Raw genomic sequence first — 24,723 nt, 5'->3', positions numbered from 1 at the left:
TTAGGAGGCTCGTCCCGTATGTCGTTATTGAGCGCACCGATCACCCTGTCCAAGATCGCCATCGGTGCCGCACTGCTCGGCGGCGACGCCCTCGTCGCCGCGGGCCGCAAAGCCGGTTCCGCCGCAACATCCGGTGCCGGTGCCGCGGTCGTCATGGCGGGCTCGGCCGGCAACGAACTGACCGCGATCGGTGCCGCAGTGATCGGCACGCTCGGCGAGGCGGTCGGCGGCCCGCCCGTCCGTCGGCGCAGCTCGACCGCCACCACCCGCTGGATCGAGGTGCGCGGACTCGACACCGAGTTCGATCGGGTGAGCTCGGAGGTCCGCGCCACGCTCACCGGACTGCCCGGCGTCGTCGACGTCCAGGTCAACGGCCCCCTGTCCCGGGTACTGGTCACCGTCGACCCGAACGGACCGGCGGCGGACGAACTGGCCGAGGCGATCTCCCGTGCGGAGAAGCGGGCGCCGGGCAGCGCCACCGGAACACCGGCACGGACAATGCCGGGCGATGACAATGCCGTGGCCGCGGGCCTGATCGGGACCGGCATGGCCACCGTGGCCCTCGCCGGCTCCCTGGTCACCTCGTTGTTGCCGGTGCCGCGGATCTCCCGGATCGCGCTCGCCCCCATCTCCGTCGTGTCGTATCACCCACGGGTCCGCGGGCTGCTCGAGGACCGGCTCGGCGCCGAGGCCACCGAACTGCTGCTGACCGGCACCCAGGTCACCGCGCAGGCGCTGGCCGCGGCACCGCTGGGGGTGCTGGTGTCGGTGTCGTCGCGGGCGATCGCCACCGCAGAGGCAGTCAACGGTCGCCGCGCGTGGAGTCGCGTCGAGCCACTGCTGGCCGACCGGGCCCGCAAGGACGGCGAACTCCCCTGCCCGTCGGCGCCCGACCTCCGGCCCGGCCGCACCGGCCGCCACTCCGATGAGATCGCCGTCGACGTGGGCCTCGGCCTCGGGGCCGTCGTCGGTGTGACGTCGTCGCTGCTCACCGTCGCCGAGGCGGTCCTCGTGGCCACCCCGAAACCGGCGCGGTCGGTGCGGCAGTCGTTCGGCGCCTCGATCGGCCGGGGGCTGCACGCGCGCGGTGCGGTGGTGATGAACCCGCAGTCGCTGCGCACGCTCGGCGACATCGACACCCTGCTGGTGGATCCGCGGGTGCTGTTCACCGGCGATCTGGCCGTCACCCGTGTCCTCGACGTCGACAACGGCGACCGGGCCACGTCGTGGCGGGCGGCCACCGCCGCCCTGGAATCGGGTCTGCTCGAACCGGGCTGGAACGCCCTCGACGACGTCGCCGGCGTTCCCGGCCGGGCACTGGTGAGTCCGCTGCGCCGACCTCTGGCCACCGCATTCCTCGCCGAGGCCCGGCGTTCCGGGCTGCGGGTCGTTTCCCTCTCCGACGACGGGTTGCATTCGCTGCGACAGGGTTTCGACGAACTCCTCGACGCCGGGACCGACCCCGATGCCGCCCTGGCCCGGGCGGCGCGGCGGCTGCACGACGACGGGGCAACCGTCGCCGTCGTATGCCACTCCGGTAGCGAGGCGATCCGGCTGTCGCACACCGCGATCGGCGTCCTCGGTGACGATTCGGCACCGTGGGGCGCCGACCTCCTCGTCGACGGCCTCGCCGGAGCGTGGCGGGTCGTGCACACTATTCCGGTTGCGCGCGAGGCAAATCAGCGTGCGGTTGCACTGGCCTCCGGCGCAACGCTGCTCGGCTCACTGATGCTCATCCCGGGCGTGCGCGGCGACGGCCCCACCTCGGTCAACGCCGCGGCCCTGTTCAGCCTGTGGCACGGGTACAGGCTGGGCGCCAAGGCATTTGCGGAACCTGATCCGCTGCCCGACTCGTCGCACGACTGGTACGCGATGCCGATCCACGAGGTACTGCGGCTGCTGCCGGCACCCGAAAGACCGCAACCGGAGCCCGGTCTCATCACGCCGGTGACCGAGGCCGCCCCGATCCGGGTGGCGCGCAAGACGATCACCGACACCGTCGACACCCTGCGCGACTTCCGCCGCACCATGGCCGAGGATCTCGCGGACCCGATCACCCCGATCCTGGCCACCGGTTCGGCGGCCAGCGCACTGCTCGGCTCCCCGATCGACGCCGTCATGGTCGCCGGCGTGCTCGGGGTCAACACCGCCATCTCCGCCTACCAATCGCTGCACGCCGAGAAGCTGCTGGAGAAGATGCTCGCCGTCCAGGAACCGCCGGCGCGCAGGGTGATCGGCGAACCCGGCAGCAGCGACTTCGACGAGGTGCCCGCCGGCGATCTGCGTCCCGGCGATATCGTGGAGGTGCGTTCGGGTGAGGTGGTGCCCGCCGACATCCGCATCATGGACGCCGACTCCGTCGAGGTCGACGAGTCGGCGCTGACCGGCGAATCGTTGCCGGTGAGCAAGGACGGCGCCGACACGCCCGGCGCACCGTTGGCCGAACGCACCGGCATGCTGTTCGCCGGCAGCACCGTGGTCGCGGGTAAGTCGATCGGCGTGGTCACCGCGGCGGGCGACTCCACCCAGGTCAGCCGGGCGCTGGCACTGGCCCCGGCAGAATCGGGCGACGTGGGGCTGGCCGCGCAACTCGGCGCGATCACCCGGCGCGCACTGCCGTTCAGCCTGGCCGGTGGCGCGCTGGTGGGTCTGCTCTCGCTGCTGCGTGGCACCCCGGTCCGCGAGGCGGCGTCGGGGACCGTCGGTATCGGCGTGGCAGCGGTCCCCGAGGGGCTGCCGCTGGTGGTGACGCTGGCACAGTCGTCGTCCGCCCGTAATCTCACCGGATCGTCTGTGCTGGTGCGTAATCCGCGGGCAATCGAAGCATTCGCCCGGCTCGACGCCATCTGCTTCGACAAGACCGGTACCTTGTCGGAGAATCGGCTCCGGGTCGCCGAGACCCAGGGGCTGCTTGGCGCCGCCGACGACGAGGTGCTGCGCGCCGCGGGCGCCACGATGCGGATCAGCAAGAGCGGCAAGGTCGAACATGCCACCGACGCCGCCATCCACCGCGCCGCCGAGGAGGTCGGCGTCGACTACCCGGCGGTCGACGCGTTCCTGCCGTTCCAGTCCGATCGCCCGCTCGCCGCGGCACTCGTCGGCAACCGGCTGCTGGTCAAGGGCGCACCCGAGACCGTGGTGACGGCACTCGAACCGGGCCATCGGGATGAACTCCGGGAGGCATTGCACGACATGGCCGGCCGGGGCCTGCGGGTGCTGACGGTCGCCGAACGCACCGTCACCGACGCGCAGGCCGCGGCAGCCTCCGACGACGCCGACGCATTTGCGGACCTGTGCGGATCGTCGCTGCATCTGGTCGGCGTCATCGGCCTGTCGGACACCCCGCGCGCCGGTGCCCGGCCCCTGCTGGAGGAGTTGCAGCGCCGCGGTATCGAGGTACGGCTGATCACCGGCGATCATCCCGTGACCGCCGCCGTCATCGCCCGCGACCTCGGCATCGCGGTCGAACACGACGAGGTGATGACCGGCACCGAATGGGATCTGCTCAACGCCACCGAACGTGTCGAGGCCGGCCGCTCCCACCGGGTGTTCGCCCGGATGGCGCCCGAACACAAAGTGCAGGTGGTGCAGGCACTCGAATCGCCGTCGAAGCAGCAGCGCGGGCTGGTGACGGCGATGGTCGGGGACGGCGCGAACGACGCCGCCGCCATCCGCGCCGCCTCGGTTGGTGTGGGTGTGGTGTCCCGCGGCAGCGACCCGGCCCGGATGGCGGCCGACGTACTGCTGCTCGACGGCGACATCGAGGCCATCATCGGTGCCCTCGACGAGGGCGAACAGTTGTGGCGGCGGGTGCAGTCGGCGGTGTCGGTGCTGCTCGGCCACAATGTGGGCGAGGTGACGTTCGGCCTGGTCACCACCGTGCTCACCGGCAAACCGGCGCTGAATGCCCGGCAGATGCTGCTGGTCAACATGCTCACCGACGCGCTGCCGGCGGCTGCGCTGGCGGTCAGCCCGCAGCGCGACCCCGACGTCACCGGCCGGCACGACGAGTCGACCATCTGGCGTGCGGTGGCGGTGCGGGCGGTGTTCACCTCCCTCGGCGCGCTGCTGGCGTGGACGTTCGGCCGCGCCACCGGCACCGCCTCCCGGGCGGCGACGATCGGCCTGATCGGGCTGGTGGTGACGCAGATGATCGAGACGCTCACCGACTCACACGGACCACTCGTGGTGGCCACGAATGTGGGCACGCTCGCGGTGATGGCGCTGATCATCTCCATCCCCGGCGTCAGCCAGATGTTCGGCTGCACCCCGATCGGGCCGGTGGGCTGGGCTCAGGCGTTCGCCGCCGCCGGTATCGCGGCAGGCGTGTCCACTCTGACCCCGCGGTTCGTCGACTGGCTGATCGAGAGGGTCCACGAGTCCGAGCACGATCCGGACGGGGTATTCCACCAGGTCCTGGCCGTGCTGGCAGCGGCCGGAAGTACGAGCGGGGACCTGACCGCCGTGATACGGCGGCTACTCGTCGATGCTGAGCACGCCGGCACGGACGAGCAGGGTGTACAGGTGCTCGACGGCGGGCGTCAGCAACCGGGCACCCGATTCGACCAGGGCATCGGACCCGACAGCGCGAGTGAACTCCGTCATGACAGGTAAGGCTACCTTGAGTACAACTGATTCCAACACCCCTCAGACCGACAACGGGACTTCGGTCCTGCACGGCGTGCGCGAGTTCGTCGCGACCCACCACGACGTGTCCACACTCGTACGCGACGCGCAGAAGTTCTCCATCAACCTGCCGCTGATCGGCAAGGTGTCGGTACCCACCCCCCGGCAACTCGCCGTCTATGGCGTGATCGGGGCGCTCGGCGCCACCGGTGCCATCGAATGGCCGGTCGCCCTGGCCCTCGGTCTCGGCGTCGCGGTCGCGGGTCGCGAGTTGGGCGGTAGGCCGCCCGCACCGGCCCAGCGCGCCCTCACCTCCCCAGTGCCAGAGGACGCCGCCCCCGCATCACCGGCGACGACGATCTCTGTCGACGGCCCGGCAGTCGTCGTCGCCCCCACGGCCCTGGTGGTCTCCCCGTCCGTGGGCATCCCCCCGGCTGACGAGGCCGACGCCACCACGGAGCCCCCGGAATCGGATAAGAACCCGGACGAGTCAGCCTGACAGAGCGCTTCTCTTGATGGTGTCCGCGTACTCGTCGAGCGCACCGACAATCCCCCGATGCTCCCAGATCCTGTTGCGCGCGTACCCGGTTCGCTCGACAACGACACCCCGCTCGGTGAGTGTGCGCAACGCGCGCTGAGCGGCCGGGGCATTGATGCCCAGCCGCTGCTGCACATATCCGGAGTTCACAACCGGCTGCCCGATCAGCAGCGGCAGCAGACGCCGGGCCGCGGCATCGCTGCGCACTCCGTTCAGCAACTCCGATGACCGATCCAGTTCGGCAACAAGGGAATCAACAAGGCGCGAACCGGTAGCCGCGGCGAACCGCGCCGCGTACGCAAAGATTCGGATGATCGGCGTCGCATCACCTGACCGATAGGCTGTGAGCGCATCGAAGTAGCGTTCGACATCTGTGAGGAGCCCGGCCGAGATAGGCACGGTCGTGTGCGCGGCCAGCCTCTTGTTCCTCAGCAATGCCTGGGCCAGAGCGCGTCCCGTACGACCATTGCCATCGACGAACGGGTGGATCGTCTCGAACTGGGCGTGGGCCACCGCTGTCTGCAACAGCGCCGGCAGGTCATCGCGGCCCATGAATCGCACGAGATCGTCGACGGCAGGAGGCACGAGCGACGCCTGTGGCGCGATGAATGATGCACCCAGCGGACCTGCACTGTCGCGATTACCGATCCACACCAGTTGATCGCGAAATCGCCCCGCATGCTCGTCCATACCGTACTGTCGGCTGAGCAGTTCGCGGTGCATGCTCAGGATGGTGCCCACGGACAGTTCGTCGGAAAGCCTGATCGCCGACTCCATCGCCCGCACATTGCCGATGACAGTGAGCGCGTGCCGCTTTCTCCCCTCACCGATCTCGGCGAGAGCCAGTTGCCTGGCAGAGGTGGTCAGTAGTTCTATCTGGCTACTGGACGCGCTCTCGGTGCGTAGCAGGATAGCCGCCATCGGACCGAGCGTGGGATTGTCCGCACCGAGACGCACGCGCGCGTACTGGTCGAACGCGACCAGCGCTTGGGTGGCCTCGTCAAGATCTGCTGTGATCTCGGCACCGATCGACGGATTCCACCGCTCGATGGCTGCTGTGACAGCCGCCCGGTACTCGCCCGTTTGCCGACGAACCTCCGACTTCGAATAGTGCTCAGGATGGGACGGATGCCACCGGTACGTCTCATGCGCAACGGCGGGGACAGCCACACCGAACGCCTGCCCGTCGGACATCTCCGCTCCTTCTGTCGCCGGAGTGATCAATCCGCCACCGGAGTGATCAATGCCACCCCGCTTGGTATCACTTACGAGGTTAAGTGATACTAAGCGCAACGCCAACACTCACCTACTGGCCGCGGCGACCCTTTCAGATTGCCTCGGGAACCAGGCCTTCGGCGAGGCGGACAAGGTCGTCGGCGCCGACGAGGGCGGTGGCGGGCAGCGCGGCCGTCGCACTGCCCGCGGCCACGCCGGCGCGAAGAGCCTCGCCGAGGTCGTACCCCTGCGCGATGCGCAGCAGGAACGCGGCCAGGAAACTGTCACCCGCACCGACGGTGCTCTGGACGTCGACCTTCGGGGTGGGCAGACGCAGTGCCTGATCGGCGCTGACGACGATCGCTCCGTCCCCGCCGAGGCTCAGCGCGACAACCTCGCACGTACCCGCACCCACCAGTTCCCGTGCTGCTTCGATGAGTTCGGCATCGTCGTCGATGGGATCGCCGACGAGTTCGCCGAGTTCACGCTTGCTCGGTTTGATCAGATACACGCCCTCATCGAGCGCGGCGCGCAGCGCATCTCCGGAGGTGTCGATGACGCAGCGGGCACCGTTGTCGCGGGCCAGCCGGGCGAGTCTCGCGTAGAAGTCGTCCGGGACACCCGGCGGCAGGCTTCCACTGGCCACCACAAGGCCGGGTCCGGGCAGTTCACCCCGGACGGCGTAGAACAGCGAATGCCATTCCGCCTCGGTGAGAGTCGGACCCTGGAGGACGAACCGGAACTGCCTGCCGGTGGATGTCTCGTCGACGGTGAAGCTTTCCCGCGTGCTCTCGGCGATCCGCACCGCCAGACCCGCAACCCCTTCCTGCTCAAGGAGATTGCGGTAGGCGTCGCCGGTCGGGCCGCCGATCGCGTACACGGCGAGCGACCGCCCGCCGAGATTGCGCACCACCCGCGACACATTGACCCCTCCCCCGCCGGGATCGAGTCTGGTTGCCCCACAACGCAGTTTATGTTCGGGCTCGACGATACCCGTCGACGTCGACACATCCAGCGCCGGGTTGGGCGTGACGGTCAGGATGGGAACGTGCCGGCTCACCATGTGGCCATCTTAGTGACCCACCTGCGGGAGCGATTCGGGTTTGGCCGCACAAACGAAACCGGCCGGCACCTCGGCCGCACCCCGCCGCCGGAAGCACTTCCGCCTGCCGGGAACTCAGTTCAGGACGAGGCTGCGTTTGGCCAGGCCCATCCAGAAACCGTCGATCGGTTGGGCCGCGGCCTGTTCGGGGTTGCCCGAGGCGCCCAGCGCCACGAACAGCGGGGAGAAGTGTTCGATGGTGGGGTGCGCGTACGGCATGCCGGGGGCCTTGCGCCGGAAGTCGATGAGGGACTCGACGTCGCCGCGGTCGAAGCAGCCGTGCGCCCAGTCGTCGAACTCGGACGACCAGGTGGGCGGGACGGCGTCGGGCGACGGGTCGTCGAGGTACGGCAGGCCGTGGGTGGTGAATCCGGAACCGATGATCAGCACCCCCTCGTCGCGCAGCGGCGCGAGCCGGCGACCCAGCGCCAACAGCCGTTCGGGGTCGAGGGTCGGAAGCGAGATCTGCAGAACCGGGATGTCCGCGTCGGGATACATCACCGTCAGCGGGACGTACGCTCCGTGGTCGAGCCTGCGCCGCGGATCGTGGGCGATGGGCTCACCGTCGGGCATCATCGCCGCGACGCGCGATGCCAGTTCCGGAGCGCCCGGCGAGTCGTACGTCGTGCGGTAGAACCGTTCGGGAAACCCCCAGAAGTCATACGTCAGCGGCGTCGACGCGTCGGTCGACCCGATGGTCAGCGGCGCCGCCTCCCAATGCGCCGAGATCACCAGAATGGCCGTCGGCCTGGGCAGTTCCGCACCGAGCCGGGTCAGCTGATCCACCCACAGCGCGCTGTCGACAAGCGGCGGCGCGCCATGGCTGAGAAACAGGACGGGCGACTGGGCTGACATGCTCATGCCCACCTTAACCGGACCGTGGTCCGATTTGTTCCCGACTGCTGACCCCTGGCATCAGATCACCCCGTCGGAGAGACCGTTGGGGGTGCCGAAGCGGTGGGCGGTGATGCAGACGGCCTGTTCGTGCAGGTGGGCGAGCATCTCGACGCGGCCCGCCGACACCACCGGGCCGCCGAAGATCGCGACATCAGGTTTGCCTCCCGTCGCCTCGTAGGCGGCGGCGACCACGGCATCCCGGGAATCGCCCGCGACGATCCGCACCCGGACACCCGCGTCCGGTCCGTCGCGCTCGGCCAGCCGGGCGAGATGGTCGCGCCAGGCATCGTCGTCCTCGAACAGGATGCTCACCTCGGCCGCGGCCAGGGCGTTCTGCACGGCGGCCGACAGCACGACGGGTGTGCTCACCGCGGGGACCGACCCGGCCGCCATACCGGCTGCGACGGCGCGGATCGTGTGGTGCAGCGCCGCATCCGCGGTGGCGCGGATGATCACCGGAACCGGCCGGTACCGCAGCAGGTTCCGCTCGACCCCGAGTTGGGAAACGTCACGGGCGCAACCGAATTCGTCGTCCCACGCCTTGGCGTCGGAGCCGAGGGACCGGCGCAGCCAGTCGAGTTCGCCGTCATCGAGCCCGAAGCCACCCGCGGCCGCCAGCAGAGCGGCCACCGAATCCTTGGGAATGCCCCCGATGTCGCTGACGGGTGCGTCGTCCCAGTCGACCAGCCCGTGCAAATAGTTGGGCCCGCCGGCCTTGGTGCCGGTACCGATCGCCGACTTCTTCCAGCCGCCGAACGGCTGCCTGCGCACGATCGCTCCGGTGATGCCGCGGTTGACGTACAGGTTGCCGGCCTGAATCCGGTTCAGCCAGACACCGAGCTCGTCGGGGTCGAGCGAATGCAGGCCACTGGTCAGGCCGTAGTCCGTTTCGTTGACGATATCGATTGCCTCGTCAAGGTTTTCGGCGGTCATAATGCCCAGGATGGGGCCGAAGTATTCGGTGAGGTGATATTCGGAGCCGCGCCGCACCCCGTCACGTACCCCCGGTGACCACACCTTGTTGCCGCCCTGCGCGTCGAGGGCGAGGGGACTGTCGACGGTCAGCGACGCGGGCTCGACCAGCCAACTCTCCCCCTCGCCGAGGGTGGTCAGGCCGCGCAACAGCTTTCCCGACGGCGCCGTGATGATCGGCCCCATCTGGGTGCCGAGGTGTTCGGGCGTACCGACTTTCAGCGACCGCACCGCGTCGAGCAACTGGCCACGGAACCGCCGCGAGCGGGCGACCGGACCGACCAGCACCACCAGCGACGCGGCCGAACACTTCTGCCCCGCATGGCCGAACGCCGACGCCACCACATCCTTGACGGCAAGGTCGAGGTCGGCGGACGGGGTGACGATGATGGCGTTCTTGCCGCTGGTCTCGGCGAGGATCGGCAGATCGCGGCGCAGTTCCCGGAAGTTGACGGCCGTCTCGTACGCGCCGGTGAGGATCAGCCTGTCGACGCGCGGGTCGGCGACCAGCGCCGAGGCCACCTTCCGGTCGGTACACCGCACGAACTGCAGCACCTTCCGGGGAACCCCTGCATCCCAGAGCGTTTCGACGAGGAGCGCCGCGATGCGGACGGCCGTCGACGCCGGTTTGATGATCACCGACGCACCCGACGCGAGTCCGGCGAACACGCCGCCGGCGGGAATGGCGAGCGGGAAATTCCACGGCGGGATCACCGCGACCAGCCTGCGCCGCCGCGGTGTTGCCCCGTCGACCCGGTCGAGCTGGACCCCGAGCATCGCGTAGTAGTGGGCGAAGTCGATGGCCTCGGACACCTCGGGGTCACCCTGGTCGAGGGTCTTGCCGCATTCGGAGCCCATCACCTCCAGCAGTTCGCCGCGGCGGGCTTCGAGGAGTTCGCCGGCCCGGTGCAGGATGCGCGCCCGCTCCTCGGCGCCGCGCGACTGCCAGCCGCCGGCGGCGGCGACACCCCTGTCGATCACGCCGTCGAGAGCCGCGGCGTCACCGATCAGCGCGGACTCGATGAGCTGGTTGCCGAGCGTCGAGGTGGCCATGCGGTCGGCGATGTCGCGGCCCCAGCGCCGGTTTCCGGGCAGATCGGGGTCGGTGTCGGGGACGTTGCCGAAACCCCATTCGGCGTCGGCGGCCACGCGCGCCTCGATCCGTTCGGCCGCACCCGCCTCGTCGTACCGGGTACGGTCCTGTTGCCGGTTGGGTTCCGGTACGCGGTACGACGATGGTTCGCCGTCGCCGGTGATGGTGTCGAGCCTGTTCAGCGCGTCAAGAAAGCGTCGTTTCTCACGATCGAACATGGTCGCGTCGTCGGACAGGCTGAACACCGCCGACATGAAATTGTCGTGGCCCGCGCCTTCTTCGAGGCGCCGCACCAGATAGCTGATCGCGACGTCGAACTCGTCCGGATGCACCACCGGCGTGTACAACAGCAACGAGCCGACGTCGCGTTTGACGGCCTCGGCCTGCGCGGTGGCCATGCCCAGCAGCATCTCGATGTCGAGTCCATCGGCGGCGCCGCGCGCCTTCGCCAGCAGCCAGGCCAGCGCGACGTCAAACAGGTTGTGCCCGGCCGCGCCCACCCGCACATTGGCCACGCGTTCGGCGGTGAGCGCGTAGTCGAGAACGGCCTTGTAGCTGGTGTCGGAGTCGCGTTTGGTGGGCCAGGTGGCCGCCGGCCAGCCGTGCACGGCCGCGTCGACCAGTTCCATCGGCAGGTTCGCACCCTTGACCACCCGCACCTTCACCGGCGCACCGCCGCCGGCGACCCGCTTCGCGGCCCACTCCTGCAACCGCATCATGGCCGCGAGCGCATCCGGCAGGTACGCCTGCAGCACGATGCCCGCCGACAGTCCCCGGAACTCGGGCCGGTCGAGGATGCCCATGAACACCGCCAGCGTCAGGTCGAGGTCCTTGTATTCCTCCATGTCGAGGTTGATGAACTTGGCCGGGCTCGCCGCCGCGGCCCGCTCGTACAGCGGCACCAGGTCGTCGATGATGTGCGCGACCGCCTCGTCGAACGCCCAATGATTATGTGGCGCAACGGCTGCCGACACCTTGATAGACACGTAGTCGATGTCGGGGCGTTCGAGCAGCCGGTGCGTGCCGGCCAGCCTGCGTTGCGCCTCCTCCTCCCCCAGCACCGCCTCGCCGAGCAGGTTGACGTTGAGCCGCACACCGTCGCGGCGGAGCCTGGCGATAGAACGGCCCAGTCTGCGGTCCGATGCGTCGAGGATCAGATGCCCGACCATCGACCGCAGCACCTTCCGGGCGATCGGCACGACGACGCCGGGCAACACCGGTGCCATCGTGCCGCCGGCCGCGACCGCCGCCCGCATCGGCGCGGGCAGGAACGCCGGCGTCAGCGGCGCCAGGTCGTGCAGGGTCTTGGCCGCCGAATGCAGGTCCTCCGGGCGCACCACCCCGTCGACGAATCCGACGGTGAACTTGAGGCCGTTCGGATCGCTCAGCACCCCGGCCAGGCGCGACGCGGAGACATCGACGGGTAACTCGGCGGCGGCCTCCAGCCAATTGCGTACCAGCGCAATCGCGTCGTCGGCGAGGTCTTGGGGGCGCACCGTCGTCATCGCCCGAGCATACGGCGCATTACCTGCTGCCGCACAGGAACTCGGTTGTTACCAACCGGTCCGCCGAACACCGCGGAGCACCCCGCCGCCGCGATCCACTCCGAGTGGATGCGCGACGGCGAGGTGACCGCGATCAGCCCACGATCTGCTCGATCCGGGCGGTGCAGAATCCCATGATGTCGACGTCCGGACCGAGGTTCAGGAAGTCCGACATCCGGATCATCGGGATCGCCAGCAGCACAGCCGCCAGCACCTCGTTGTACTCCAGGTTCTTCACCTGCCAGCCGGTCTGCTCCTCGTACCGGGCGATCGACTCGGCGCGGGTCGGGGTGCCCGGCAGTACCGGATGCCCCTCGAACTCGCTCGACGCCCAGTCCAGGAACAGCATCCACGCCAGATCGGCCTCGTGATCACCGAGATAGGAGATCTCCCAGTCGAGCACCCCGGTGATCGAATAGTCCTGTGCGTACAGGATATTCGACATCCGGGCGTCACCCCACAGCAGTGTGGTGTGTTCGGGCTCGTACGCGTTCTCCCGAAGCCAGGCGAGGGCCTTGTCGTACGTCGGGGAGATACTGTCGGCCGCCCAATGCACTGCCATGTCAAGGTAATTGATCATCTGTTCCAGCGGGCTGCTGCCATGCTGCGGCATGGCCAGAAAGCCGAGGCCCGCCTGGTCGACGTCCACCTTGTGCACCCGGGCCATCGCATCGATGCACCCGAACCACATTGCCCGGCGCCCGGATTCGTCGGCGTCGAAGTAGTTTCCCGCGGTGTGGTACGACGGGAAGTCGCTCGGCGCACTGCCCTCGGCGATCCGGTTCATCACCAGATACGGTGTGCCGAACGGATTGTCGTCCGAGGGATCGATCCACCGCCCCGTCGGGATCGGCAGGTCGACGGCCTTGGACAGCCGGTCCATGACCACGTACTGCCTGCGCAGGTCGTAATCCGGGAACAGTGACACCGCGGGCGGACGGCGCAGCACGAGGTCGGTCACCGTCCCGTCACCGGCCTTCACACTGAACAGATATGTCTCGGTGGAGAATCCGCGCTCGGTCCGCTTGAGGTCGACGACGGTGGCATCCGGATCGTCGAGCCGGTCACGGATGACAGCCGTCAGCGCCTCGGGCAGGGCGCCCTCGTCGACACGTTCGGTCATCGGCTCACCAGCCCGTGTAGCCGTAGCGCGGGTTGGCGCCCATGAACACCATCTCCACCAGGCCGTAACCGACCTTGTCACCCATGCGCACCTCGCACAGCGTCTCGCTGAGCATGCTCACCTTCTTCATGTCCTCGAGATCGGTGAGGTCGGCGGTGAAGCCGTCGATGTACTCCGGTCCGCGCCACATGCCGGCGGCGTAGCCGTTGTACTCGTCGTATCCGGCCAGGCCAGGCCAGAAGTCGCACATCGGGTTCACGGTGATGGTGTCGGTCGTGCGATCGGAGCGGTGCACCGTGAAGACGCTGTCCGCGTCGATGATGCGCCGGCCCTCGCGGAACTTGAGTTCGTGCTCGACGTCGATGATCGGCAGCGAGGCTCGCCCGGTCTCCAGCGGGTAGAGCACCTCACCCTCGAACTGCCAGCGCTCTCCGGTGCTGGTCTCGCGCTGCGCGAAATGCACCAGCTCGTCGTCGAACTGGAAGATACCCATGTAGTAGAGGACACCGTCCGGGACCTCCGGGGGCTGGCGGTCGCCGCCCTCGGACAGGCTGCCGCCACCACCGCCGTGCCGCACGCCCCACGAGTGGTCACGCCCGAACCACCACCGGTCGGGGTCGATCTCGATACGCTCACCGTCGACCTCTATCCAGCCGGTGACGATGCCGTTCTGGTAGAAGCGGCGGGCGTCCTCCTGCACCCGGCCACGGGTGCGGTGGAACGCCGGGGTCTGCTCGTACGCCGGGAAGGTGCCGGTCAGCTCCAGGTGCAGGCTGATGCCCTGCTCGTTGGATTCCAGCGTCGAGGTGACGGTCTTGAGCGGCTCGGTGATCGAGTAGGTGTACGGACCGACGGTCCACGAGGAGAGCGCGGCGGGTGCGGCGCTGATCTCGGTGGACATCCGCACGACTCGCGCCTTCTGGCCTTTGAGGGTGACCATCGCGTAGGCGTCCATGACGTTGCGGTTGGGGAAGCGCGCCATTCCGGTCATGATGCTGATGTCGCCCGAGCGGTCGAATCCGTACATCACGATGCGTTCGGTCCAGCGCAGGTCACTCTGACTCACGTGGTCGAAGGTGGTGGGCAGTTGGTGGCAGAGCAGTTCATCCTGAGGTGTGAGCATGTGTGCATCTCCTGTAATTTGGGTTACTGCGCTCGCCACTATATTGCGTATCAAGTCACAACGTAATCAAATACGCGAGATGTTTTTCTCCGGTATCGTAAAGAGCCGTGACCGAACAGATACAGGAACCCATTTCCGCAGGTAGACCACGGGATCCGAGACTGGACCGGTCGATTCTGGCCGCCACCCGCGATCTCCTCGGCGAGGTCGGCTACTCCAAGACCACCATCAGCGCCATCGCCCGGCGGTCCGGTGTGGCCACCCCCGCCATCTACCGGCGCTGGTCGTCGAAGGAGGAGATCGTCGAGGAGGCGGTCTTCGGGGTGCAGGACGCCACCACACCTATGTCCACCGACGATCTGACGGCGGATCTGAGATCGTGGGCACACATGTTTCTCGGCCGGCTCGCCGATCCGCCGGTGCGCGCCGCCCTGCCCGGACTCATCTCCTCCTACCAGCATTCCGGCAGTGCCTACGACGATCTGCTGGCGCGTTCGGAGAACCCGATCCGGCTCGCCTTCGTCGAACGCATCGTCGCCGAGGCCCCCGACTCGCCCGAGGCGGCGACGGCTGCCGGCAACGAGGTGTTCGACATCCTCGTCGCCAACACCATGGTCCACGGACTCACCCGCGGCCACCAGGACAGCGAGGCCTTCTGCGACAGGCTCATCGACACCCTCGGCTTCCTCGTCCGCGCCCGGCTGGCCAAGGCGAAAAGCTAGTCCCCGAACGTCACCACCAGCGGCGCGTGATCGGACAACCGCTGGGCCGGCGACGGTTCCTTGTCGACGACGACGCCGCGCGCCCGCGCCGCCAATCCCGGTGTGGCGAGCTGATGATCGACCCGCCACCCGACGTCTTTGCGGAATGATTCCCCCGCCCAGCTCCACCAGGTCAGCGGCCCCGGCAGGTCCCCGTGTACGCGGCGCACCACGTCGACGAGCCGCCGGGCACCGAGGATCTCGTCGAACCACTCGCGGTCCTCGAGCAGAAAGCCGTCCATGCCGCGGGCGGCCCGCCAGTTGGTCACGTCGTGCCGGGTGTGCGCGACGTTCAGATCGCCGATGAGCAGGAAGTCGCGGCCGGCCCGCCGCGCGGCCAGCCTGTTGCGGTTCAGTTCTTTGGTGAACGCGGCGAAGAACCGTTGCTTGCGTTCGTATTTCGCACCACCATCGGGTTTGTCCCGCATCCCGCCCGCCTTCTGCCGTTCGGCCGGCAACCCGCCTTTGGGCAGGTACAGACAGGCGACGGTGACGGCCCGGTCGGCCAGATCGACCTCGATGTAGCGTCCCTGCCCGGCGAACTCGTTCAGCCCCCGCGCCTTCGGCGGATGGGTGACCCAGTTCCGCACCGCCGCGGGAGGAACGCGGGTCAGCAGTGCCACCCCGTTGCGCCCGGCCACCGAACCGGCGTCAATCGCCGCCGCATACCCGGCGAACTCCCCGACTTCGCTTTCCGGACAACGCAATTCCTGGATCCCGACGACATCGGGCGACCGCTCGGCCAGCCACTTGTCAAACCCCCGCCGCCGCGCCGCCCGGATCCCGTTCACATTGAACGAGGCCACACTGAAACCGGTCATCGTGTCAGCCGGCAGCCGGAGCCACCTCGGTCCAGCCGGCGTGTTTACCGGTGCGGCCGTCGGCCGACGACCGGCCGGTGAGCCGGCGGCCCAGCCACGGCGCGAAATGCGCTCGCGCGAAACGCACATGGGACACCACATTGTGGGTGACCGGCTCGATCTCCGCGTCACCGGGATGCTCGACGCCCAGCGCGTCGAGCACCAGGTTGGCCACCCGCCGGTGCCCGTGCGGGTTCAGGTGCAGCCGGTCCTCGGACCAGTACTCGGCGGCCCGCACCTGATCGTCGGCGAAGGCACTCACGAACGGCACATCAAGCCGCCGCGCGAGCTGCTCCACCGCATCGGTGAGCTGTGTCCCCCTGGCGTACAAGGTCTTCCGGAACGGCAGACCGCCCGACGGGTCGGCCCCGGCCAGCAGCACCGGCCGCACCCCGGCGTCGAGCAGCCTACGCGCACCCTGCTCGGTGAGGTCGATGAGCGTCGCGGCGTCCATGCCGGGGCGCATCATGTCGTTGCCGCCGCCGTTGAGGGTGGCGATCGTCGGCAGCGGGTCGAGGGCGAGTGCCTGGTCGACCTGTTCGGTGACGATCGGCTCCAGCAGCTTCCCCCGGATCGCGAGATTCGCGTACGCGATACCGCCATGATGTGCCGCCAGCCCCTCGGCCACCAGATCGGCCCACCCCCGCATCACCTCGGCGTCGAGCGCGGGATCCCCCACCCCCTCGGTGAAGCTGTCGCCGAGCGCGACGAACCGGACAGTGGCTGTGATCTGTTGCTGCTGCGTCATAACGCCCGCCATTATCCCACCGCGGCAGTCGTCGATCCCACCGCGGCAGCGGTCACTCGCCGCCGAGGATCTCCAGGACCTCAGAGGAGGCGTAGAAGGGGGCGAGCTGGTCCCGGATGATGCCATCGAGTTCGCCGGAGTCACCGATGGCGGCGATCGCGCGGGGTGCGGCGGTGACCGCGTACTCGGCGAGCGTGTCGCGGGTGAGGTCGAGGTCATCGAGGATCTCGGCGGCCGGCAGGTCGCCGTAGATGGCGAAGAAGCCGTCGATGAACGCGTCGATCAGTTTGTGGACCGGTTCGGCGACAGCGGCGGCGATCACCACATCCTGACCGAGGCCGGCGATGCGGATGGCGTCGTCGGGGGAGATGATCTCGCCGAGCGGCTTGACCGGTTTGGCCGCGTACAGGTCGAACACCTCGAGCACCGCGGCCCGCGCCGACGGGTCGTTGAGCATGGCGATGATGATCTTGTTGAGCCTGCCCATCATGAACTCGGCGCCCTTGGCGGCGGTGTCGCCGAACACCGCCTCGAACTGCTCACCGGCGGTGCCGATCGCCCTGCCCGCTGCCTTGGATCCGAACGACACCAGCGACCCGATGCCGGGGATCTTCTCGGCCATCGCCCGGTTCCCGGCGACCACATCGTTGACGATGCGCCCGACGAATCGCGAGGCGAGCGTGGCGGTGAGCGGGCTGCGGGTCAGGTCGTCGAGAAGTTCCTCGATCAGCGGCGTCAGCGCCAGCACCTCGTCGGTGATGCGGGCGACGTTCTCCCGGTCGACCAGCTCACCGAGGGCGTAGTGGCCCGCCGGATTGGACATCAGGATCTCGGCGCCCCGCTCCACCAGCGTCGAGGCGGCAACGCTCGGCGGAACAACGGTGGCCAGCGTGCGCGCGATCGACTTGATCATCGCCGGGTCGGCGAGCGAGGCGAGGGTGGCGGTCTCGGCGACCGCGAGCGCGTCGTCGACCAGCTTGGTCGCGAGTCCGGGCACCTCGTCGCCGGTGAGTCGGTTGACGGTCCACGCGACCTGCGCGTCGAGAAGCGCCTGCGCCACTGATTCTGGGTCCATCGGTTGAGGATAGGGGTTAGCGACCTGTCCCGGTCGCACGGGATTGCGCGTCCAGGATCAGCAGCGCCACATGCAGCGATGTCATCGACTCACCGTCGGACAGGTCGACGCCGAGGATCTCCTCGATGCGGGCCAGCCGCGAGTACACCGCGGGCCGGCTCAGGTGCAGGTGGGTGGCCAGGGCGCTCTTGTTGCCCGCCAACCGCAGGTAGGCACGCAGCACGTCGAGGTGGTCGGTTCCGGTCTGGATGTCGTGCAGGATGAGCTCGCGCAGTTCGGCCTCGGCGAAGCGGCCGGCGCGAGGGTCGTTGCGCAGCAACGCCACCAGGCCCCGGATGCGGATGTCGGGCACCTCGAACACGATGCGTCCCGACGGCGGCATCGACGCCGCCACCTGCGCCACCTCCCGCGCCTCGGCGAGCCCGCCGATCGCCGACAGCACGCCGGCCCGCGACGCCGACAATCCGACGACGACATTGCCGAGTCCGGTGATCCGGTCGATGTCCCGGACAAGCGCGTGGGCGAGGGCGTCCATCATCTGCCGGCGCGATCGGCCCCGGTTCACCTTGAGTGACAGCACCATCCGCACCTCGCCGAAATCGCGGACGGAGAACAGTCCGGTATGTCCGGCCGCGCGCACCCCGCTCACGACGATGTCGAGCAGTTGCGCGGTGCGGCGCTGCGTCGACACCGGATCCGATTCGGACGGCCAGTCGACGACGCGTAGCGTTGCAGGCACATATTCGGCGGACGGCGTGACACCCAGCGCGGCGGCCCGGGCGGCGACCTCTTTCTCGTCCCGGATACGTTCGCGCAGAACGTCATCGATCAGTCCGGCCTGCGCCTGCCGCTCGAGGTCGAGCTGGTCGCGTTCGGCCATCCGCGCCATCTCCAGCGCCTGCGCGGCACGTTCGAGCACCATCACGGTGCGGTCCCGGTCATCGGGCTGCACGGCGATCAGCCGCGCCCACCGGTCGTCCTCGCGCCCCACCCATACCGGCAACCAGGCCTCACCCGACGCGCCACCGCCCTCCTGACGCGAGCGTCGTTCCCAGTCGCGCAACACATTCGAGGCCAGCGCCCCCGACGACGCAACCGCCTGATGGCCGAGATTCTCCAGCACCACAGCGGTGCCGAGGAGTTCGGCCGCGGCATCGGTGATGCCGGCGGCATCGGCGTGGCCGAGGGTGAGTTCGGTGAAAACCTCGTGGGTGCGGCGGGCGAAGTCGATCGCCTCGTACTGTTCGGCGACCAGCGTGCGGTGGACGCGTTCGGTGATGTCGACGAACCGGACCTCGCGGCTCAGGACCACCAGAGTCAGACCCAGCGACGCCGCGAACTCCCCTATCCGGGGCGGCACCACATGCCAGTCGCGGTGGAACTCGGCGATCACCCCGAGCACACCCGTCGACGCGAGCGTGGTGAGGTACGGCCGCGGGTCGGCGCGCAGCGCGTCGCCGGTGGTGAGGACGATCTCGCCGCCCTCCAGCAGGTTGGACATGTCCGCTACGTCGCTGATGTGGACCCAGCGCACCTCGCGGCCGGCACCGGCGTCGCTGAGCACCGTCGGTTCGCCCCGTGCCACCTCGGGCAGGGCGATCACGTCGGCGACCGTCATCGACATTTACATACTGTAAATCAGTTTGCGCAATGACATACAGATTGCTGCATTCAGCTGCCTTCCGGAGGCCCGATACTTGAGGAACCCACAGCTCACAGCGTTTCCCGGAGGTCGCCACATGTCCCTCACCCCCGCCACGATCTCGCACTGGTGCGACGGCAAGCTCTTCGCCGGCGACTCCGGCAACACCGCCACGGTCACCAACCCGGCCACAGGTGAGGTCACCGGCCAGGTGGCGCTCGCCTCCGTCGCCGACGCCCAGCTGGTCATCGACTCGGCCGCCGCCGCCTTCCCCGCCTGGCGCGACACCTCGCTGGCCAAGCGCACCGCGATCCTGTTCAACTTCCGCGAGCTGCTCAACAAGCGCAAGCACGAGCTGGCCGCACTCATCACCGCCGAACACGGCAAGGTGCTCTCCGACGCCCTCGGCGAGGTCGGCCGCGGCCAGGAAGTCGTCGAATTCGCCTGCAACATCCCGTATCTGCTCAAGGGTGGATTCACCGAGAACGCCTCCACCGGCGTCGACGTGCATTCGGTGCGCCAGCCGCTCGGTGTCGTCGGTGTCATCTCGCCGTTCAACTTCCCGGCGATGGTGCCGATGTGGTTCTTCCCCATCGCTATCGCCACCGGCAACACCGTGGTGGTCAAGCCCAGCGAAAAGGACCCGTCGTCGGCGCTGTGGATGGCCGAGCTGTGGAAAGAGGCGGGCCTGCCCGACGGCGTGTTCAACGTGCTGCAGGGCGACAAGACCGCCGTCGACGAACTGCTGACCAACCCGAAGGTTCGCTCGATCAGCTTTGTCGGGTCCACCCCGATCGCCCAGTACGTGTACGCCACCGGCACCGCCGCCGGCAAGCGAGTGCAGGCGCTCGGCGGCGCCAAGAACCACGCCATCGTGCTGCCCGATGCCGACCTCGACGAGGCCGCCGCCGCCATGGTGAACGCCGGATTCGGTTCCGCCGGTGAGCGTTGCATGGCGATCTCCGCGTGCGTGGCCGTCGGCGACATCGCCGACACCCTGGTGGGCAAGATCGCCGAACGCGCCGCCACCATCAAGACCGGCGACGGCACCGGCGATGCCGACATGGGTCCGCTGGTGACCAAGGTGCACCGCGACAAGGTGGCCTCCTACGTCGGCGCCGCCGAAAGCGACGGCGCCACCATCGTTCTCGACGGACGGAACGTCACCGCCGACGGTGGTGCGGACGGCTTCTGGCTCGGCCCGACCCTGCTCGACAATGTCACCACCGACATGTCCTGCTACACCGACGAGATCTTCGGCCCGGTACTGTCGGTGGTCCGGGTGGGCACCTACGAGGAGGCGATCGGCCTGATCAACGCCAACCCGTACGGCAACGGCACCGCGATCTTCACCAACGACGGTGGCGCGGCCCGGCGTTTCCAGAACGAGGTCGAGGTGGGCATGGTCGGCATCAACGTGCCGATCCCGGTTCCCATGGCGTACTACAGCTTCGGCGGTTGGAAGGCCTCGCTGTTCGGCGACACCCACGCCCACGGCATCGAAGGCGTCAACTTCTTCACCCGGATGAAGGCGATCACCACGCGCTGGCAGGATCCGAGCGTCCGCACCGACGGCCTCAATCTCGGCTTCCCCCAGAACGTCTGACAGCCCGCGTAGCACGCACTCTTGGAGGAGAATCACCTTTCATGACCACCATCGACAATCCGCCCGCCACCGTCTCTGATGCCGAGCTCGAAGCGGGCCGCCGCGCCTACGAACTCGATCGCAAGCATGTGTTCCACTCGTGGTCGGCGCAGGCCACACTCAAGCCGATGACCGTCACCAAGGCCGAGGGCTCCTACGTCTGGGACGGCGAAGGTACACGGCTGCTGGACTTCTCGTCGCAGATGGTCAACACCAACATCGGCCACCAACACCCCAAGGTGGTCGCCGCGATCGTCGAGCAGGCGCAGAAGCTGTGCACCATCGCGCCCTCGCACGTCAACGACGCCCGCTCCGAGGCCGCACGGCTGATCGCCGAACGCACCCCCGGTGAACTGAACAAGGTCTTCTTCACCAACGGTGGCGCCGAGGCCGTCGAGAACGCGGTGCGGATGGCGCGGCTGCACACCGGACGCCGGAAAGTGTTGTCGCGGTATCGTTCCTACCACGGCGGCACCGACACCGCGGTCAATATTACCGGTGATCCGCGGCGCTGGGCCAACGACTACGGCGACGCCGGCGTGGTGCACTTCTTCGGTCCGTTCCTGTACCGGTCGCGGTTTTACGCGCAGACTCAGGAACAGGAATGCGAGCGGGCCCTCGCCCATCTCAACGAGGTCATCGCGATGGAGGGTCCCGGCCAGATCGCCGCGATCATCCTCGAATCGGTGCCCGGCACCGCCGGCATCATGGTGCCGCCACCCGGCTACCTGCAGGGCGTGCGGGAGATCTGCGACCGCTACGGCATCATGTACATCGCCGACGAGGTGATGGCCGGGTTCGGCCGCACCGGCAAATGGTTCGCGGTGGAGCATTCAGACGGCGTGATCCCCGATCTGATCACCTTCGCCAAGGGCGTGAACTCCGGGTATGTGCCGCTCGGCGGTGTGGCGATCAGCCCGCACATCGCCGCCACCTTCGACAACCGGCCGTACCCGGGTGGCCTCACCTACTCCGGTCATCCGCTGGCCACCGCCGCGGCCGTCGCCACCATCAACACGATGGCCGAGGAGGGCATCGTCGAGAACGCCGCCCGTCTCGGAACCGAGATCATGGGTCCGGGCCTGGCCGAGATCGCGCAGCGGCATCCGAGCGTCGGCGAGGTGCGCGGCGTCGGCATGTTCTGGGCGATCGAACTGGTCAAGGACCAGGCGACGCGGGAACCGCTCGCCCCGTACGGCGGCACCAGCGACGCCATGAACGCCGTCATCGGCGAATGCAAGAAGCTGGGCCTGCTGCCGTTCGCCAACTACAACCGCATCCACGCCGTGCCGCCGCTCAACATCACCGATGAGCAGGCGCGTGAGGGTCTCGCGATCCTCGACCAGGCTCTCGAGGTTGCCGACCGCAGCCTGTGAGTTGATCGGAAGCACCCGCCGCCGGCCACCGCCGACGGCGGGTGCTTTCGTATGTGCACCAACACCGCACCGACATGATGGACGGAACTAGTCATCGCCGACGAAAGGTCACCCATGGATTCCCCGCTCGACGTCACCACCACCGGAGGAGTGCAGGTCTGGACGCTCAACCAGACCGAGACCGGCAACGCGATCACCGACCTCAGTTTTGTCGAGGCCATCGAACGCGCCGTCGACGAGGCCAACGAGAACCTCGAGGTGCGCGCCATCGTGCTCACCGGCGCGGGCAAACACTTCTCCTCCGGCGGCAATGTCAAGGAGATGGCCGACGGCCAGGGCATGTTCGGGCTCGACGAGCGGGCGCAGCGCCGCGCCTACATCGCCGGCATCCAGCGGGTACCGCGTGCGCTGAGCCGTCTGGAGGTGCCGATCATCGCCGCCGTCAACGGTGCCGCGGTCGGCGCCGGCTGCGACCTCGCGATGATGTGTGACATCCGGATCGCCTCGGAGAAGGCCTTTTTCGCGGAGAGTTTCGTGCAGATCGGCCTGATCCCCGGCGACGGCGGATCGTGGTTCCTGCCACGGGCCGTCGGTTACGAGCGGGCCGCCGAGATGACGTTCACCGGCGACCGGGTCGACGCCGCGACCGCCCTCGAATGGGGCATGGTCAGCCGGGTCGTCGGCCTCGACGACCTGCTGCCCGCCGCACACGAGTTGGCCGCGCGGATCACCAAGAACCCCAGCCATTCCCTGCGGATGGCCAAGCGGCTGTTGCAGGAGTCGCGGACCAGTCCGCTCGACACCGTACTCGGGATGGCGGCGGCGATGCAGCCGCTGGCCCATCGCGATCCCGAACATCAGAGCAGGCTGGACCGCTGGCGCAGCCGCTGAACCGGGCGAGGCCCCGCCGCGTAGCGTGCTCGGCATGGATGTGAGCACACCGCCGGACCGGCTGATCCTCGATGAGGCCGCGCCGTTCCTCGACGGTCCGGGTGTTGTGGTGGTGATCGATGACGTCGACGGTGCGCTCGTGCTGGGTGCTGCCGCGGCGGGGGCCCACGAGATCCGGGTGCATCAGGATCTGATCACCGGGGAACGGTCACTGGCCTCGCACGCCGCGGCGGCCGGTGTCACCTATCGGTCGATGCCGCTCGGCCCGGAGTTGCTCGACGGTGCGCGGGTGGTGTTGCTGCGGCTGCCGCGGTCGCTGGACCGGCTGGCCGAAGTTTCTTCGCTTGTCGCCACCCATGCGGCACCGGAGGTGACCCTCGTCGCGGGTGGCCGGATCAAGCACATGACGACGGCGATGAACGATGTGCTGCGGACCGTGTTCGACCGGGTGGATGTGTCTTTGGCACGGCAGAAGTCGCGGGTGCTGATCGCCTCGGGCACCCGGCGGGCCGATGCCGCGGGTGCGCTGTCGGGGTGGCCGCGCACCGAACGCCACGACGATCTGGGACTGACCGTCGCCGCACACGGCGGGGTGTTCGCAGGCACCCGCATCGACATCGGCACCCGTTTTCTGCTGGGACAGTTGGGTTCTGCGCCGCCATCCGGGACCGTGGTCGACCTGGCCTGTGGCAGCGGCGTGATCGGGACATGGCTGGCGCTGCGCGATCCGGGGCTGCGGGTCACCGCCACCGATCGCAGTGCGGTGGCCGTGGCGTCGGCCCGGGCCACCGCCGAGATCAACAAGGTAGCCGACCGGATCACCGTCACGCGGGCGGATGGTCTTGAGCTGCTAGCGGATTCGTCGGAGTCTCGGATCGTGCTCAATCCGCCGTTCCACAACGACGCCACGGTGTCGACGGAGATCGCCCGCGGCTTGTTCGCCGACGCGGGCCGGGTGCTCGCGCCGGACGGCGAACTGTGGTGCGTGTGGAACTCCCACCTGCGCTACCGGCCGATCCTCGAACGCGTCGTCGGACCCACCCGGCAGCTCGCCCGCAACCGGAAATTCACTGTCACAGCATCTGTTCGACGCTGATTCGGCACCTTTACGCGACGCGGCGGTCGGCGGCTTCGACGTCGGCCAGCAGGCCACCCGGGTCGATGATCATCATCAGTGGGCCGGCGATGTCGATGGCGCGCTCGATGATGTGCGACACCTGCTCCGGATCGGCCGGGTCGGCGACGAACGTCCACACCTGTTCGTGCAGTGCGGCGTTCATGTAGTCGACGACGTCGTGCGCCTGACGGCCGACCACGACGACGTTGTAGCCGGAGCCGACCGAACGCATCACGATGTCGCGACTGCGCAGCGTGCCGTCGGTGACGACCAGAACGGCGCTGCAAAGGTTGGTGACCGGGGTTGTTGTTGCTGTTGCTCTGCTCATGAGAACCATTCCACTGTCCGTGGCTGGCACCGCATTCGAGGATCGCT

18 protein-coding genes are annotated in these 24,723 nt (G+C 68.5%); 7 read left to right on the top strand and 11 right to left on the bottom strand.

Annotated elements, in window-relative coordinates; translation table 11 throughout:
* Window positions 1-18: 18 nt before the first annotated feature.
* Entirely contained in the window at window positions 19-4,614 is a 4,596-nt protein-coding gene (locus GOAMR_RS06050; protein WP_005184172.1) for a cation-translocating P-type ATPase, read from the top strand.
* 7 nt (window positions 4,615-4,621) lie between these two features.
* Entirely contained in the window at window positions 4,622-5,125 is a 504-nt protein-coding gene (locus GOAMR_RS23525; RefSeq protein ID WP_005184170.1) for a hypothetical protein, read from the top strand.
* On the opposite strand, the gene GOAMR_RS06040 is transcribed toward GOAMR_RS23525, so the two are convergent.
* The 6 genes from GOAMR_RS06040 to GOAMR_RS06015 form a co-directional block, all read right to left on the bottom strand.
* The gene (locus GOAMR_RS06040) at window positions 5,117-6,358 is read right to left on the bottom strand and encodes a Fic family protein (RefSeq protein WP_005184168.1); all 1,242 of its coding nucleotides are present in this window, start codon (window positions 6,356-6,358) and stop codon (window positions 5,117-5,119) included. The genes GOAMR_RS23525 and GOAMR_RS06040 overlap by 9 nt on opposite strands.
* Window positions 6,359-6,491: 133 nt before the next feature.
* Window positions 6,492-7,442: a 1-phosphofructokinase family hexose kinase gene (locus GOAMR_RS06035; protein ID WP_005184165.1), complete on the bottom strand. Its 951-nt coding sequence runs from the start codon at window positions 7,440-7,442 to the stop codon at window positions 6,492-6,494.
* Between the two features lie 114 nt (window positions 7,443-7,556).
* On the bottom strand, window positions 7,557-8,336 hold the full coding sequence (locus GOAMR_RS06030) for a dioxygenase family protein (protein ID WP_005184162.1): 780 nt from the start codon (window positions 8,334-8,336) through the stop codon (window positions 7,557-7,559).
* Window positions 8,337-8,396: 60 nt separating this feature from the next.
* A complete protein-coding gene (locus GOAMR_RS06025) occupies window positions 8,397-11,948 on the bottom strand; it encodes a proline dehydrogenase family protein (protein ID WP_005184160.1) in 3,552 nt (1,183 codons plus the stop codon).
* A gap of 133 nt (window positions 11,949-12,081) precedes the next feature.
* Window positions 12,082-13,110 (bottom strand): phosphotransferase family protein, encoded by a 1,029-nt coding sequence (locus GOAMR_RS06020; protein WP_005184157.1) that lies wholly within the window; start codon window positions 13,108-13,110, stop codon window positions 12,082-12,084.
* A 4-nt stretch (window positions 13,111-13,114) separates the two neighbouring features.
* Window positions 13,115-14,233: an Rv3169 family protein gene (locus GOAMR_RS06015; protein ID WP_005184155.1), complete on the bottom strand. Its 1,119-nt coding sequence runs from the start codon at window positions 14,231-14,233 to the stop codon at window positions 13,115-13,117.
* A gap of 107 nt (window positions 14,234-14,340) precedes the next feature.
* On the opposite strand from GOAMR_RS06015, the gene GOAMR_RS06010 reads away from it, so the two are divergent.
* The gene (locus tag GOAMR_RS06010; RefSeq protein WP_005184152.1) at window positions 14,341-14,955 is read left to right on the top strand and encodes a TetR/AcrR family transcriptional regulator; all 615 of its coding nucleotides are present in this window, start codon (window positions 14,341-14,343) and stop codon (window positions 14,953-14,955) included.
* Here the strand turns inward: GOAMR_RS06010 and GOAMR_RS06005 are convergent.
* Genes GOAMR_RS06005 through GOAMR_RS05990 form a run of 4 tightly spaced genes read right to left on the bottom strand, consistent with a single transcriptional unit; the run spans window position 14,952 to window position 19,301 of the window.
* On the bottom strand, window positions 14,952-15,815 hold the full coding sequence (locus GOAMR_RS06005) for an exodeoxyribonuclease III (protein WP_005184150.1): 864 nt from the start codon (window positions 15,813-15,815) through the stop codon (window positions 14,952-14,954). The genes GOAMR_RS06010 and GOAMR_RS06005 overlap by 4 nt on opposite strands.
* A 4-nt stretch (window positions 15,816-15,819) precedes the next feature.
* Window positions 15,820-16,602, bottom strand: coding sequence for an SGNH/GDSL hydrolase family protein (locus GOAMR_RS06000; RefSeq protein WP_005184148.1), 783 nt, complete (start codon window positions 16,600-16,602; stop codon window positions 15,820-15,822).
* A 52-nt stretch (window positions 16,603-16,654) separates the two neighbouring features.
* On the bottom strand, window positions 16,655-17,677 hold the full coding sequence (locus tag GOAMR_RS05995; RefSeq protein WP_040514484.1) for a hypothetical protein: 1,023 nt from the start codon (window positions 17,675-17,677) through the stop codon (window positions 16,655-16,657).
* A 16-nt stretch (window positions 17,678-17,693) separates the two neighbouring features.
* Entirely contained in the window at window positions 17,694-19,301 is a 1,608-nt protein-coding gene (locus GOAMR_RS05990) for a PucR family transcriptional regulator (protein WP_005184143.1), read from the bottom strand.
* Window positions 19,302-19,416: 115 nt separating this feature from the next.
* Here GOAMR_RS05990 and GOAMR_RS05985 point away from each other — a divergent pair, with 115 nt between their 5' ends.
* The 4 genes from GOAMR_RS05985 to GOAMR_RS05970 all read left to right on the top strand — a co-directional run bounded on the left by GOAMR_RS05985 (window position 19,417) and on the right by GOAMR_RS05970 (window position 24,327).
* Window positions 19,417-20,925: a CoA-acylating methylmalonate-semialdehyde dehydrogenase gene (locus GOAMR_RS05985; protein ID WP_005184140.1), complete on the top strand. Its 1,509-nt coding sequence runs from the start codon at window positions 19,417-19,419 to the stop codon at window positions 20,923-20,925.
* 41 nt (window positions 20,926-20,966) lie between these two features.
* Window positions 20,967-22,340 (top strand): aspartate aminotransferase family protein, encoded by a 1,374-nt coding sequence (locus tag GOAMR_RS05980; protein ID WP_005184137.1) that lies wholly within the window; start codon window positions 20,967-20,969, stop codon window positions 22,338-22,340.
* A gap of 114 nt (window positions 22,341-22,454) precedes the next feature.
* Window positions 22,455-23,231, top strand: a complete 777-nt coding sequence (locus GOAMR_RS05975) for a crotonase/enoyl-CoA hydratase family protein (RefSeq protein WP_005184134.1) — start codon at window positions 22,455-22,457, stop codon at window positions 23,229-23,231.
* A 34-nt stretch (window positions 23,232-23,265) separates the two neighbouring features.
* A complete protein-coding gene (locus tag GOAMR_RS05970; RefSeq protein ID WP_083836866.1) occupies window positions 23,266-24,327 on the top strand; it encodes a class I SAM-dependent methyltransferase in 1,062 nt (353 codons plus the stop codon).
* A 10-nt stretch (window positions 24,328-24,337) separates the two neighbouring features.
* On the opposite strand, the gene GOAMR_RS05965 is transcribed toward GOAMR_RS05970, so the two are convergent.
* Window positions 24,338-24,676 (bottom strand): hypothetical protein, encoded by a 339-nt coding sequence (locus tag GOAMR_RS05965; RefSeq protein WP_005184129.1) that lies wholly within the window; start codon window positions 24,674-24,676, stop codon window positions 24,338-24,340.
* Between the last annotated feature and the right edge of the window lie 47 nt (window positions 24,677-24,723).

Source organism: Gordonia amarae NBRC 15530 (assembly GCF_000241345.1).
GTDB classification, from domain to species: domain Bacteria; phylum Actinomycetota; class Actinomycetes; order Mycobacteriales; family Mycobacteriaceae; genus Gordonia; species Gordonia amarae.
The sequence above is the reverse complement of the archived record's forward strand: the minus strand, read 5'-3'. Positions and strand labels throughout refer to the sequence as shown.

Excerpts from the sequence above, each read along its gene's own strand:
- GOAMR_RS05995 (WP_040514484.1), bottom strand. The coding sequence starts at position 17,677 with ATGGACCCAGAATCAGTGGCGCAGGCGCTTCTCGACGCGCAGGTCGCG.
- GOAMR_RS05970 (WP_083836866.1), top strand. The coding sequence starts at position 23,266 with ATGGATGTGAGCACACCGCCGGACCGGCTGATCCTCGATGAGGCCGCG.
- GOAMR_RS06025 (WP_005184160.1), bottom strand. The coding sequence starts at position 11,948 with ATGACGACGGTGCGCCCCCAAGACCTCGCCGACGACGCGATTGCGCTG.
- GOAMR_RS05965 (WP_005184129.1), bottom strand. The coding sequence starts at position 24,676 with ATGAGCAGAGCAACAGCAACAACAACCCCGGTCACCAACCTTTGCAGC.
- GOAMR_RS06040 (WP_005184168.1), bottom strand. The coding sequence starts at position 6,358 with ATGTCCGACGGGCAGGCGTTCGGTGTGGCTGTCCCCGCCGTTGCGCAT.
- GOAMR_RS06050 (WP_005184172.1), top strand. The coding sequence starts at position 19 with ATGTCGTTATTGAGCGCACCGATCACCCTGTCCAAGATCGCCATCGGT.
- GOAMR_RS05985 (WP_005184140.1), top strand. The coding sequence starts at position 19,417 with ATGTCCCTCACCCCCGCCACGATCTCGCACTGGTGCGACGGCAAGCTC.
- GOAMR_RS06015 (WP_005184155.1), bottom strand. The coding sequence starts at position 14,233 with ATGCTCACACCTCAGGATGAACTGCTCTGCCACCAACTGCCCACCACC.
- GOAMR_RS06000 (WP_005184148.1), bottom strand. The coding sequence starts at position 16,602 with ATGACGCAGCAGCAACAGATCACAGCCACTGTCCGGTTCGTCGCGCTC.
- GOAMR_RS06035 (WP_005184165.1), bottom strand. The coding sequence starts at position 7,442 with ATGGTGAGCCGGCACGTTCCCATCCTGACCGTCACGCCCAACCCGGCG.
- GOAMR_RS06005 (WP_005184150.1), bottom strand. The coding sequence starts at position 15,815 with ATGACCGGTTTCAGTGTGGCCTCGTTCAATGTGAACGGGATCCGGGCG.
- GOAMR_RS05990 (WP_005184143.1), bottom strand. The coding sequence starts at position 19,301 with ATGTCGATGACGGTCGCCGACGTGATCGCCCTGCCCGAGGTGGCACGG.
- GOAMR_RS05980 (WP_005184137.1), top strand. The coding sequence starts at position 20,967 with ATGACCACCATCGACAATCCGCCCGCCACCGTCTCTGATGCCGAGCTC.
- GOAMR_RS06030 (WP_005184162.1), bottom strand. The coding sequence starts at position 8,336 with ATGTCAGCCCAGTCGCCCGTCCTGTTTCTCAGCCATGGCGCGCCGCCG.
- GOAMR_RS06020 (WP_005184157.1), bottom strand. The coding sequence starts at position 13,110 with ATGACCGAACGTGTCGACGAGGGCGCCCTGCCCGAGGCGCTGACGGCT.
- GOAMR_RS05975 (WP_005184134.1), top strand. The coding sequence starts at position 22,455 with ATGGATTCCCCGCTCGACGTCACCACCACCGGAGGAGTGCAGGTCTGG.